Below are 12,488 nucleotides of genomic sequence, written 5' to 3'. Positions count from 1 at the left end.
CGGATGACTTGAAGAAGGGGGAGGCCTCGCGGCCTCCCCCTTTTTTGTATCTCGGGCAATTTGTCTCACATAGTAGCTGTGTTTTATAACCCTCGTTTGTCGCATCTTCTGCGAACGGGCTACAATAACTTAGTCTGTGCGATATGGAGGTGAACATGGCTGAAGCTGGTATCGGCGTTGATATCGTCGAGATTTCCCGCATGAAATCAATTCTTGAAAAGACGCCGTCGTTTGCTCGGCGTGTGTTTACCGAAGAAGAGCGTGCGTATTGCGATGCATCATCGCGTCCCGCTGCTCACTATGCGAGCCGCTTTGCTTCGCGCGAGGCGGTGCTTAAAGCTCTCGGCACGGGTTTTAGTCAAGGCGTGGGTCGCAAGGATGTTTCGGTAACGCGTGATAAACTCGGCAAACCGAAGGCGCTGCTTTCGGGCCGTGCTCTCGAGATCGCTCAAGAACTGGGCGTTGTTGAGGTCGCTCTTTCCATTACGCTTACGGGAGACTTGGCCGTTGCGAATGCCATCGCGATTACCGAAGATGCTCGGCCTAAGCCAAAAGATGAAAAGGTGAGCACCAAGAAACGCGTTGCGCAGACATTTAAAGAGGCTCGCTCTGTATTAGATGAGCTCGAGCAGCTGCAGAATTCAGCATTGACGGAGCACCTGGGCGATGCTTCGCAAGATACGCTAGGAGCATAGATGAAACCGGTTTTGAGTACCGAAGAAGTCGTTCGTCTCGAGGATATCATCGAACGCGAAGGGACTTCGAAGGCCGAGCTTATGGAGCTAGCGGGTGAGTTTGCCGCTAACGAGGTCTTGAAGCTCAATCCCGATCGGGTTCTCGTTTTGGTCGGTTTTGGTAATAATGGCGGCGACGGTTGGGTTGCCGCCGATATCCTGAGCCATAAGGGTGTGGACGTGGATATCGTTTCTCCGGTTGAACCGGATGAGATTCCTGCTGCTCTGGCACGTCATGTTGCTCGTCGTACTGCCGGCCGCGATGTGCACGTTTGCGTCGGCCCCTCGCGTGATGAACTCGAGGTTTTGATCGATAAGGCCGATGTTGTTGTCGATGCCATTTTTGGTACCGGTTTCCACGGGAATCTGCGTGCGCCGTTCTCCATTTGGATTCCTACGGTCAATGAATGCGCCGATTGTGTCGTATCCATTGATGTCCCCTCGGGCCTGAATGCAGAGACGGGCGTTGTTGATGACGACTGCATTCGTGCCGAGCGCACGGTGACGATGATTGCGCCCAAGATTGGTCTGTATAGCGCTGATGGTCCTGAGTATGCTGGCGATTTGATCTGCGGCAATCTTTACGACCGTCTTGACGAGGTCATCGATGATGTCGACCACGCCGCCGAGATTGTCGAGCCCGGTGACTTAGTTGATTACTTTGCTCCGCTACCATCGAATATCGATAAGTATTCCCGTGGCTCCGTGCTTATTGTCGCCGGATCTGCGCAATATCCTGGTGCTGCCATTATGGCGGCCAAGTCTGCAGCTCGCGCGGGTGCTGGTTACGTGGCAGTCGCGGCTCCTAACGCCTGCGCCAATCTCATTCGCATGGCACTTCCTTCGATTCCGGTCTTTGCTATTCCGTCTGATTCCCGCGGCTCCTTTGGCGCCGCTGCGCGCATGACGGTGTGCGAGATCGCAAAGAAGTACAGCTGCGTGCTGTGCGGTCCCGGTATGACGACGTCTGCCGGCGCTATGCAGGTGGTTTCGGGCTTGCTCGAGCTTGATGTACCGCTAATTTTGGACGCCGATGCACTCAACTGCCTTGCTAAGATTGCCATTGACGGTATTGATAGTAACCCCGAGATGTATCGCCGCGAGCAGCCGTTGGTTATGACGCCGCACTATCGTGAGCTTTCGCGCCTGGTTGCCGGTGACGAGGTGAACGACCTTGGTACCGCGATTGCGGCCGCGCAGAAGGTTGTCTGGGCTGCAGGCTCCGACAATCTGGTGGTCATTGCCAAGGGGCCGACGACGGCTATCTGTGGCGTTGAGCGTGTGCTGCTGCCGCTCTCGGGTCCGGCTTCTCTGGCAACTGCCGGTTCGGGTGATGTTCTCGCGGGTATTTTGGCCGGCACGCTTGCCACCATGCGCGACGAGATGGATCGTTGGGAGTTGCTGTATTCGTACGCCGTCGCACTTCACAGCTACGCCGGTTTTGCCGCGGCGACGGAGTATGGTGAGAAGAGCGTTATCGCAACCGATCTTATCGACTTGATCGGTCCTGCCATGGAGCTGGCGGCAAAGGATGCGCTCGAAGATCTGGGAATCATGGACGAAGGGTCGGATGACTAATCATGAATAAAGCCGATTTGACGCGCTGGTCCTGGGTCGAGATCGACCGCGGGGCGCTCCGTCGCAACACGAGGGCCTATAAGAACTTGTTGAATCCGCGTCAGCGCCTGTGCTGCGTGGTCAAGGCCGATGCTTATGGTCATGGAGCTGTTGAGTGCGCCAAGATCATGTATTCGGCCGGTGCCGACATGTTTGCCGTGGCGACGGTTAACGAGGGCGTTGAGCTCCGACAGGGCGGGATTACGAAACCCATCCTCATCCTAAGCGAGCCGCCTATCGAGGCCATTCCGACGTTGCTCGAGTTTGATATCATGCCCTCGGTCTATACGTCTGACTTTGCTCTTGCGTATGGCGAATGTGCCGTCGCGGCGGGCAAGGTGGGCAAGTATCATCTCGCCATCGAGACGGGCATGAACCGCATTGGCGTACATTACACGCAGGTGCTCGACTTTGTCCGCGGTATTAATTTCCATCGCGGTATTCAGTGCGACGGCGTATTTACGCACTTCGCCACGGCCGATGAACCTTCGGGCTGGGACTACAAACTGCAGCGTCAGCGCTTTACTGAGGCCGTTCAGGCCATTAAGGATGCGGGCTTTGAGTGCGGTATCGTGCACTGCGCCAACACGCCGTCCTCGATGCTCGATTCTTCAATGCACTTTGACATGATTCGTGCCGGCATCGGTTTGTATGGTCTGCAGCCATGTGAGCTGAGTGGTCGCGTGATGCAGCTTGATCCCGTTATGAGCGTCCATGCGCGCGTGACGCGCGTGGCACACCCTGCGATGGGCGAGGGCGTGGGCTACGGTTTTACCTACCGCGTACCGCGTACGCGCGTTCAGATCTGCACGCTGCCGATCGGTTATGCCGACGGCCTATCGCGTACGCTTTCCAATCGTATGGATGTGCTGTATCGCGGCGAGCGCGTGCATCAGGTTGGCAATATCTGCATGGATCAGTTTATGGTCGCCATTCAGTCCAACCCGGCGCATGAGATTCCCGAGGCCGAGTATGGTGACGAGATGATCATTGTCGGCTGCGATGGAGATGCCGAGATTACCATGGACGAGATGGCGCGCCTACGCGGCACGATTAACTACGAGGTCGCTTGCGGCTTTGGTATGCGTCTCGACAAGGTCTACGTGTAGGAGTCGCTATGGGCGTCATGCACATTCCCGGCCATAGCCATCAGGCGCCGCGTGAGGTCGCACTCGAGGAGATCGAGGCCGTTCTGGGCGATTGTCACCTTTGCCAGCTTTACCAGTCGCGCCACAACATCGTGTTTGGCGTGGGAAACCCCCGCGCTCGCGTGATGTTTATTGGCGAGGCGCCGGGCCGTAATGAGGATTTGCAGGGCGAGCCCTTTGTGGGGGCGGCAGGCGAGGACCTCAACGGCATTTTGTCGCTGGCGGGGCTCAAACGCGAAGACGTCTACATTGCCAACGTGCTTAAGTGCCGCCCGCCGGGAAACCGCAATCCGCGTCCCGAGGAAGTGCTGGCTTGCTCGCCGTTTTTGCGTGAGCAGATTCGAAGCATCTGGCCCGATATCATCGTGACGCTCGGCAACCCCGCGACGCACTTTGTGCTTAAGACCGAGATCGGCATTACTAAGCTGCGCGGCAGGTTCCACCAGATGGGGCATTTTGTGGTAATGCCCACGTTCCATCCGGCAGCAGCGCTGCGCAATCCGGCGTGGCAGGAGCTGCTGGAGGAAGACTTTAAGATGCTGGGCGACTATCTGGAGCGACATCCCGCACCAGAGGACGCCTCGGAATAATAAGGAGCATATATGTCCCTGGAGCGCCTGGGGGTAGGTACTTACAAAACGACTTGCGCTGCCGATACGGAGTACTTTGGCGAGCTAATTGCACCGTGCCTTGAGGACGGCGATGTGCTCATCCTGACCGGTGGCCTGGGAGTGGGCAAAACTCACTTTACCAAGGGCGTCTCGCGCGGGCTGGGCGATGGGCATATGGTTACGAGCCCTACGTTCGCGCTCATGGCCGTTCACGATCAAGGTCGTATTCCGCTGTTTCACTTTGATCTATACCGCCTGGAGCATGCCTACGAGCTCGAGGATACGGGCATTTTCGATGTGCTGGGCTATGAGGGTGCTTGCCTGCTGGAATGGGGCGAACAATTCCAGGACGAGCTGACGGATGAGTATCTTTCGGTGACGCTCAGGCGTGATGAGGGCGACAGCGACGTGCGAACGATAACGCTCGAGGCGCACGGTGACCGCGCAATGGAGCTTTCCCATTTGATTGATAAGGCTGTACAAGATGAGCTTGCATAACGACAACGCGCTGGTGGTGGCGCTCGATACCTCGACCGACATGCTTGCCTGCGCGGCAAGATGGATTGATGGGCAGACGGGCGAGACGAAGCTCGTGAGTGGCGACCACATGTGTCGCCGTCACGCCAACGTTGAGCTCGTGAATACCGTTGATGGCGTGCTGGCTCAAGCCGGTCTGGATCGCAGCGATGTTGGTTGCTACGTGGTCGGCCGCGGCCCGGGGTCGTTTACGGGTGTGCGCATCGGCATCTCCACTGCCAAGGGCCTCGCGCGTGGTGCCAATGTTCCGCTACTGGGCGTGTCGACGCTCGATGCTTGCGCTTGGACGGCGTGGAAGGCTGGCGTGCGCGGCAAGCTTGGTATCTTGGCCGATGCTATGCGCGGTGAGGTATATCCGGCGCTGTATATGCTGGTCGATGAGGGCCCCGAGCGTCAATTTGAGCGCGAACACGTGGTCAAGGCCGCCGTGGCGCTCGATGAGTGGCGCCGAGCAGCGGACTGGGACCAGGTTCAGCTGACCGGTGACGGTCTCGTGCGCTATGGCAAGCTGCTGGGTGAGGACGAGACCGTCCACTGCGTGGAGCGCGACCTGTGGTGGCCTTCGGGCGAGGGCTTGCTGCTCGCGCACGCTGCGGGTGACGGCGATCCGGCTCGCGTCCTGCCGATTTACACGCGCCTTTCGGATGCCGAGGAAAACGAGCGCAAGCGTCTTGGTCTTGCTGAGAGTGCACAGAGCGAAATTACGGGCGTTGCCGATGAGCTCGCCGGTCGTCATCTGCAGTTCCGTCCCATGGGCGCGGCGGATGCCGAGGGCGCGAGCGCGCTAGAGGCTGCCTGCTTTGAAGGTGCCGGACACAAGGCGTGGACGCCGGGCATGTTCCTGTCCGAACTGGGCGAGGACGTCGCTGCGCCGCGTAGTTGGTGGGTGGCACACGACGACGGCAAGCTGCTGGGCCTTGCCGGCGGTATGGTCGTGGACGGTGATGTGCAGATTCTGGATGTCGCCGTCGACCCGGCACATCGCCGTGAGGGCATTGCCCGCAAGCTGCTGTCGCACGTGAGCTATGATGCCCAGATGCTCGGCTGCACTACGGCTTCGCTCGAGGTCGAGGACGGTAACGAGGGAGCGACCGCGCTTTATAACGCTCTGGGCTTTACCGAGGCTGGCCGTCGCCGCGGCTACTATGGTGCCGGCAAGGACGCCATCGTCATGACGGCTCCGCTGCCCCTGGTGCTTCCGGTCGACAATGCTTCGCCCGAGCCGACGGCGGCAGAGCAGCGCGTATGGCCGCTGCCTGCGCCTGGGCGCTCCGAGGGGGAGCGTGCCGAAATTGAGCGCCGCCGCCTAGTGCTCGCTATCGAGAGCTCCTGCGACGAGACGGCCGTGGCGATTATCGATGCGGATGGCAATATGCTGGCCAACCAGGTGTCGACACAGATTGATTTTCACGCCCGCTTTGGCGGCGTGGTGCCCGAGATCGCCTCGCGCAAACACGTTGAGGTGATTGTGAGTGTCGTGGATGCGGCGCTCGAGGATGCCGCAGCATCGCTTGGTCTTGAGGGCGGAGCCATCGCGCCGAGCGAACTCGCCGCTGTTGGCGTGACACAGGGTCCGGGCCTGGTGGGTGCTCTGGTAGTGGGCGTCGCCTTCGCCAAGGGCTTTGCCTATGCCGCCGGTAAACCGCTCGTGTGCGTCAACCATCTGGAGGGCCATCTGTTCGCCAATCTGCTGGCTCAGCCCGATCTCAGGCCGCCGTTTATCTTCACGCTCGTCTCGGGCGGTCATACCATGCTCGTGCACGTGAAGGCATGGGGCGACTACGAGGTACTTGGTGAGACACTCGACGATGCTGTGGGCGAGGCCTTCGACAAGGTAGCCAAGGCGTTGGGTCTGGGCTATCCCGGTGGCCCCATCATCTCCAAGCTGGCCGAGACGGGCAACCCCAAGGCGATCGATTTTCCTCGCGCGCTTAACAGCAGGGGAGACTATCGTTTCTCGCTTTCGGGTCTTAAAACGGCCGTGACGCTCTACATCGAGCAGGAGACCAAGGCCGGGCGCACGATTCACCTGCCCGATCTGGCGGCTTCGTTTGAGGCAGCCGTCTTTGACGTTCAGTACAAGAAGGCCAAAAACGCCCTGCATGCCACCGGATGCAAGGAATACTGCATCGGCGGCGGCGTCTCGGCTAATCCGCATCTGCGCGAGATGATGATCAAGAAGCTTGGGCGTCAGGGGATCCGCGTGACGGTACCGCCGCTTTCGGCGTGCACCGATAACGCTGCCATGATCGCGGAGGTCGCCCGCCGTAAATTCGACCGAGGTGAAATCTCGCCGTTCGACGTCGACGCCGATCCAAACATGACGCTGTAGCTGGTACGGCGCGGTCCCCGGACGGAGGGGCCGGATATAAGGTTTCCTGCTCTACAGTCCTGCGCAAGACGAAGGCCACATTAAGTGGCCTTCTTTGCGTGCGGAACTCGCGATAAACCTTATATCCGGCCCCTCCGTCCGGGGACCTTTCTGTATCGATATAGCTTCTGAGCTGGTTTGGCGTCGACAACGTCCGGCAAGGTTAGCCAGCTGCGTCGAATTTCCGGCGTGCTTTAGCTGAAAGAAAAAGATGGTGTGCGGAGCTTTGCTCCGCATTTGGGATGGGAGCCCCTGAGAGCCGCGGGAGCCGGGCGGCGCATATGAACTTTATCGCGAGTTCCGCACGCAAAGGAAAGCACTTAATGTGCTTTCCGTCTTGCGCAGGACTGTAGAGCAGGAAAGTTCATATGCGCCGCCCGGCTCCCGCGGCTCCCGAGGGGTATCTCCCATGCAAAAACTTTTGTTGGGTAAAGTCCGAGGTCAATGGCGTTTTATACCGAGAAATTCAAAAATAGTTGAAAATTCATTACAAATTTGCGTTGACTTTAGGTAACTAAAGTTTCATACTCCTTTTTCAACCACTGGGGGATGTGAACACGCACGGATCGTTCGCATCATGATTGAAGAGGATTTTTTAGACATGTTCACGCATCAGCTAAACATTATCAGCGTAGTAATTATCTGATGCGGGTTAGCACATATAGCTAGCCCGTACGATAACGGGCGGCTGATGAAGATGAGGGTCGTCGAGCGCAACCGACGGCCCTCATTTTTTATGTCTGAGAAGTTCTTTTTAGAGGAGGAAATGTAATGAACGGAGTTTTGCTCATGGTTGTGGCCGCGGCGGTGCTCGCCTGCGGCTATCTGGGCTATGGCCGATGGCTGGCCAACAAGTGGGGCGTTGACAAAGAGGCCCTCACGCCGGCCAAGCGCATGAAGGACGGCAAGAGCTTCTCGCCCGTCTCCGCCTTCACCGCGTTTTCGCACCAGTTTAGCTCGATCTGCGGTGCCGGCCCTGTCACGGGTACGATCGTCGCCATGGCCTTTGGCTGGCTGCCCGTTGTGCTTTGGGTTCTCGTCGGCGGCATCTTTTTTGGCGCCGTCCACGACTTTGGTGCCCTGTACGCTTCGATGAAGAACAACGGCAAGTCGCTCGCTCAGCTCATCGAGAAGTACATCGGCAAGACCGGCCGTCGCCTGTTCCTGCTGTTCTGCTGGCTGTTCTGCATCATCGTCATCGCCGCCTTCACCGACATGGTCTGCAAGACGTTCATGTTCACCCCGGCCGTTGACGCTTCTGGTGCTGCTACCGGTGCCATCGACTTCACCAAGTCCTATGCCGCCGGCTGCGCTGGTACCATCTCCATCCTGTTCACCTTCGTCGCTATCGCCTTTGGTTGGGCCCAGAAGAAGTTCAACCTCACCGGTGCTACCGAGTTCGTCACCGGCGTGGTCCTCATGGTTCTCATGTTCGCCGTCGGTATGCAGTTCCCGGTCTACCTGGATAAGTTCCAGTGGTTCGCCGTCGTTATGGTCTACCTGGTCTTCGCCGGCGCTATGCCCATCCAGATGCTCAAGACCCCGCGTGACTACCTCACCTCGATCATGATGATTGTCATGATCGCCTGCGCTGTCCTCGGCATCGTCGTCCTTGGTGTTAACGGTCAGGCCACGATGACCGCCCCGGTCTTTACCGGCTTCTCCAGCGCTTCCGGCATGATGTTCCCCGTCCTGTTTGTCTCCGTTGCTTGCGGCGCTCTCTCCGGTTTCCACAGCCTCGTTTCTTCCGGCACCTCTTCTAAGCAGGTCGAAAAGGAGCAGGACGCCGTCAAGGTCGGCTATGGCGCCATGGTCGTCGAGTCCTTCGTCGGCATCCTCGCCATCATCGTTGCCGGCATCATGTTCTCCGACATGAACACCGCCGGTACCGGCGCCCTCAATGCCGGCGTCGCTTCCACCCCGTTCCAGATCTTTGCCGCCGGCATCTCCCGCGGTATGCAGGCCTTTGGCGTTGACGGCACGCTCGCTACCGTCTTTATGACCATGAACGTTTCCGCTCTGGCCCTGACCTCGCTCGACGCTGTCGCCCGCATCGCCCGCACCTCGTTCTCCGAGTTCTTTGCCCAGACCAACGACGCCCTGGCCATCGAGTCCAAGGCCGGCTACATGAAGGTCCTCGGCAACCCCTGGTTCGCCACGGTCGTCACCCTGCTTCCCGGCCTCGCCCTCGCCTTTGGCGGCTATGCCAACATCTGGCCGCTCTTTGGTGCCTCCAACCAGCTGCTTGGCGGTATGACCATGATCACCCTCGCCGTGTTCTGCAAGTGCACTGGCCGCAAGGGTTGGATGCTCTACGTGCCCGTCGCCTTCCTGCTCTGCTGCACGTTCACCTCGCTGGTCCAGAGCGCCATGGGCTGCATGACCGCCGTCCAGGCTTATGGTTTCTTTGGCACCATCCCGGCTACCGCCACCACGGCTGCCGTCTCCGTCGCTGCCACTAAGGGCCTGCAGCTCGTCTTCGCTGTCCTGCTGATGGTCCTGGGCCTCATCGTTGCCGTCAACTGCCTCAAGGAGTTCTTCGGCAAAGAGGCCGGCTCCATGCCCGACGAGGAGCCCGAGTGGTCCGAGATGGGCAAGGCTGAGTACGGTCGCGCCGCTGCTGCGGAGGCTCCCGCCGACGCCGAGGCTGTCAAGGCCTAGTCGACTTGATGGAGTGACCGTTCCATCCATATGACTCGGAAAGACCGGGTCCGCAACGATGCGGACTCGGTCTTTTTCTTGCGAGAACGGGTGATGCAAGGGCGTCCTCGCAGATGTTTTGCGTGGATAGGCTCGCGCGTTGTACCATATAGACGTATATGTGTGCATATGAAAGGGGCCCCGTGGCCAAGACGGTATATTCCGATAACCAACAAAATGTCGATGCATTGGCCGAGCGCCTGAGCAGCCAAACATCGCTTTCTGCCGATCGGGCGAAGCTCGTTGCTTACGACTTGCTCTGTCGCAAAGCACTCAAGATTAAGTCGAGCGCGCTGGCACAGATTTTCCGCTCCGTCGATAAGGAGTGCGACACCAAGGCGATGCGCGATGAGCTTATCGCGGCAAAGATTGTGACAAAGATCGAGGGCAGTGGCATTAACGGGCGCCCGGCGTTCTATACCATCAATGTCGAGATCCGCGATGCCCAGGAGCAGCCTGCCGAGTCCGTCGAAGATTTTGTCGTCGAGGATTCCGCTGACGTGCCTGCTGTGGAAGAAGCTGCTCCGCGTGAGCATGTCGATACCGATGAGTTGCTCGATGAGAACGTCGTGCGTGCCTTTACGGCCAAGGCAGGACGCGGCGGTTTTGGCGGGGGTGGCAAGCGCGATGCGCAGCGCCGCGCCCAGCAGGAGCGCTTCCGTCGCGCCGTTGCTCAAAAGGGTGAGACGGATGCCGAGGCTGTTGAGAACGAGGTTGCTGCCGAGTCGCAGAGGCCCGCGAAGGAGCAAAAGCCCGTGGAGGCCCAGGAGCCCCAGCGTCGCCGTGGTGCCCACTTTAAGGCTGCGCAGCAGGATGTCGCGCATGAGGTTGAAGAGCCTTCCGAGGCTGCAGACGATGTTGAGGAGTCTGCCAAGAAGGCTCCGGGTTCATGCCGTCCCGGGCGTGGTTTTGCGAGGCGCGCGTATCCCGTAAGGCGTCAGGAGAAGGGCGAGCCGGCTTCGACCGCTCAGGCCGAGAAGGCCGAACAAACCGAGAAAACCGTTGAGCCGGCGGCTCGCGAGCAGCAACCTTCCGAGTCGCAGCCTGCGGCTGACACTGAGGTCAAAGCTCAACAGACCGCTGATAAGCAGGCTGGGGAGAGCGCCTCAGGCAAGCCCCGCCGTCGTCGTCACCGCGGCGGTCGTGGCTCAAATGCCGAGGCCGCGGCCGAGAAGACAGCGACACAAAACGGAGATGAGAAGGCCGAGACTCCGGTGGATCAGGTCAAGCGCCAGCCGGCGAAGGAGGCCAAGTCCGATCGTCCGCAAAAGCGCTCGTCTGCGCCCAAGCAGGAACGTAATACCCGGGCAGATTCCAAGCGTAAGCCTCATGCACAGGCTGAGCCTGCCGCGGCTGATAGTGCTACCCAGCAGCCCGAGTCGGCCGTCCACGGCGAGGTATCGGCGTTTGCCCTTGCCCGCGTTTTGGGCAGGCAGCTGCTCAAAGTTGTCCCTACGCCTACGGCGCTCTCTAAGATCAAGGAGCAGCAGACTCAAATTGTTAAGGTCGAGGGCAAGGACGGCAAAAAGGCGCCGCAGCGCACTCAGCACAACGAGATGTCCAACCGCAAGATTGCCGAGGAAATCGCAATCATCCAGGCTTGGATCGAGCAAAACCGAGGTGCCGATACGCCGGTTGCCTCGCGCCGCCAGCGTGCCTACCAGATTTTTAACGACGAGAAGGCTTTTGACGGCAAGCACGGTGAGCGCCTGATAAGGCGCATGACCGAAAAGGGCATCAGCATGCAGGCGATCAAGGTCGCCCCCAACCGCCCCGTGCACTTTACGGGTTTCTTTACGCTGGGCGCCGATAAGCCGTTCATTATGGTCGAGAACCTGGACACCTACGACGAGATCGTCAGGCTGCTGCGTGGCCGCAAGCACGCCAAGCTCTTTGGCATCAAGGTGGGCGGCGTGATTTTTGGCGGCGGATGCAAGGCGAGCGTCTCGCATGCCCTGGACGATTATCTGGCTGAGATCGGCTATCGCTTTAACTACGTCTACTACGTGGGCGATATCGACCGCGAGGGCGCGCGCATCGTCGAGCAGGCTCGCAATGCCAATGTGGTTGAGATTCGCCTGCATGCCGGCATGTACCGCGCCATGCTCGCCGAGCATAAGCGTCGCGTGAAGGCCGGCGGCGAGTGCGAGCCCGCGGCTGCCAACCAGGGCGTGCCGCAGAACTTGGCGGCGACGATCAAGGATCTGCCCATGGTCACGCGCGTGCAGTTCCGCAATGTGCTGCGCGAGGGCGGGCGCATTCCGCAGGAGATTCTGATGACCGCCGACTATCGGGATGGCGACTCGGGAAGCTTCGACCGCATGCTTAACAACTAAATTCCGCCGGCCCCGGGAGAGCGGGGACACCGGCTTAGGTTTCCTGCTCTACAGTCCTGCTCACGACGGAGGCCACATTAAGTGGCCTCCTGTTCGTGCGGAACTCGCGATAAACCTAAGCCGGTGTCCCCGCTCTCCCGGGGCCTGTCGTGGCTTGGCCGTTGCATGCGGCTCGCTTTTCGGAACGGGGCTGACGGACACGTTCCGAAATCTACCACCGTCGCTGTGCAGGGTGTCTATAAAGAGCCGTGGCCAAAAAACATCAAATATGAGTACTGATACTCTTTTAGTAGCAGTAATTTTGACCACATTTAAGGTGATTTGACGTGTCGATCGAGCAGATAAGCTGCCGTATCTCCTCAAGTGTTCATTAAAGGAAGACCTTGATGGTAGCGCGCAGAGATGTGGTGTAAGAGGCGGGGAATGCCCCGCCT

The 12,488-nt window shown here is 59.2% G+C and carries 8 protein-coding genes; all 8 read left to right on the top strand.

The window, feature by feature from the left end:
- Nucleotides 1-155: 155 nt before the first annotated feature.
- The 8 genes from acpS to DWW12_RS09290 all read left to right on the top strand — a co-directional run bounded on the left by acpS (nucleotide 156) and on the right by DWW12_RS09290 (nucleotide 12,054).
- Nucleotides 156-695 carry a holo-ACP synthase gene (acpS, locus tag DWW12_RS09325; RefSeq protein WP_117655164.1) on the top strand — a complete coding sequence of 180 codons (540 nt, stop codon included), beginning with the start codon at nucleotides 156-158 and terminating at the stop codon, nucleotides 693-695.
- Nucleotides 696-2,312, top strand: a complete 1,617-nt coding sequence (locus tag DWW12_RS09320; protein ID WP_117855795.1) for an NAD(P)H-hydrate dehydratase — start codon at nucleotides 696-698, stop codon at nucleotides 2,310-2,312.
- Between the two features lie 2 nt (nucleotides 2,313-2,314).
- Complete coding sequence (gene alr / locus DWW12_RS09315) at nucleotides 2,315-3,460, top strand: alanine racemase (RefSeq protein ID WP_117855794.1); 1,146 nt, start codon at nucleotides 2,315-2,317, stop codon at nucleotides 3,458-3,460.
- Nucleotides 3,461-3,468: 8 nt separating this feature from the next.
- Nucleotides 3,469-4,089 carry a uracil-DNA glycosylase gene (locus tag DWW12_RS09310; RefSeq protein WP_117776930.1) on the top strand — a complete coding sequence of 207 codons (621 nt, stop codon included), beginning with the start codon at nucleotides 3,469-3,471 and terminating at the stop codon, nucleotides 4,087-4,089.
- 12 nt (nucleotides 4,090-4,101) lie between these two features.
- Nucleotides 4,102-4,608, top strand: a complete 507-nt coding sequence (tsaE, locus tag DWW12_RS09305; RefSeq protein WP_089573670.1) for a tRNA (adenosine(37)-N6)-threonylcarbamoyltransferase complex ATPase subunit type 1 TsaE — start codon at nucleotides 4,102-4,104, stop codon at nucleotides 4,606-4,608.
- On the top strand, nucleotides 4,595-6,979 hold the full coding sequence (gene tsaD / locus DWW12_RS09300) for a tRNA (adenosine(37)-N6)-threonylcarbamoyltransferase complex transferase subunit TsaD (protein WP_117855793.1): 2,385 nt from the start codon (nucleotides 4,595-4,597) through the stop codon (nucleotides 6,977-6,979). Before tsaE ends, tsaD begins: the two co-directional genes overlap by 14 nt.
- An 810-nt stretch (nucleotides 6,980-7,789) precedes the next feature.
- On the top strand, nucleotides 7,790-9,679 hold the full coding sequence (locus tag DWW12_RS09295; RefSeq protein ID WP_117855792.1) for a carbon starvation protein A: 1,890 nt from the start codon (nucleotides 7,790-7,792) through the stop codon (nucleotides 9,677-9,679).
- Between the two features lie 182 nt (nucleotides 9,680-9,861).
- The gene (locus tag DWW12_RS09290) at nucleotides 9,862-12,054 is read left to right on the top strand and encodes a hypothetical protein (protein ID WP_158564437.1); all 2,193 of its coding nucleotides are present in this window, start codon (nucleotides 9,862-9,864) and stop codon (nucleotides 12,052-12,054) included.
- Nucleotides 12,055-12,488: the final 434 nt, after the last annotated feature.

Origin of the sequence: Collinsella sp. AF14-35, from assembly GCF_003464565.1 — a bacterium.
GTDB lineage: Bacteria > Actinomycetota > Coriobacteriia > Coriobacteriales > Coriobacteriaceae > Collinsella.
This window is presented reverse-complemented; position numbering and strand designations above follow the sequence as displayed.

Excerpts from the sequence above, each read along its gene's own strand:
- acpS (WP_117655164.1), top strand. The coding sequence starts at position 156 with ATGGCTGAAGCTGGTATCGGCGTTGATATCGTCGAGATTTCCCGCATG.
- DWW12_RS09320 (WP_117855795.1), top strand. The coding sequence starts at position 696 with ATGAAACCGGTTTTGAGTACCGAAGAAGTCGTTCGTCTCGAGGATATC.
- alr (WP_117855794.1), top strand. The coding sequence starts at position 2,315 with ATGAATAAAGCCGATTTGACGCGCTGGTCCTGGGTCGAGATCGACCGC.
- DWW12_RS09310 (WP_117776930.1), top strand. The coding sequence starts at position 3,469 with ATGGGCGTCATGCACATTCCCGGCCATAGCCATCAGGCGCCGCGTGAG.
- tsaE (WP_089573670.1), top strand. The coding sequence starts at position 4,102 with ATGTCCCTGGAGCGCCTGGGGGTAGGTACTTACAAAACGACTTGCGCT.
- tsaD (WP_117855793.1), top strand. The coding sequence starts at position 4,595 with ATGAGCTTGCATAACGACAACGCGCTGGTGGTGGCGCTCGATACCTCG.
- DWW12_RS09295 (WP_117855792.1), top strand. The coding sequence starts at position 7,790 with ATGAACGGAGTTTTGCTCATGGTTGTGGCCGCGGCGGTGCTCGCCTGC.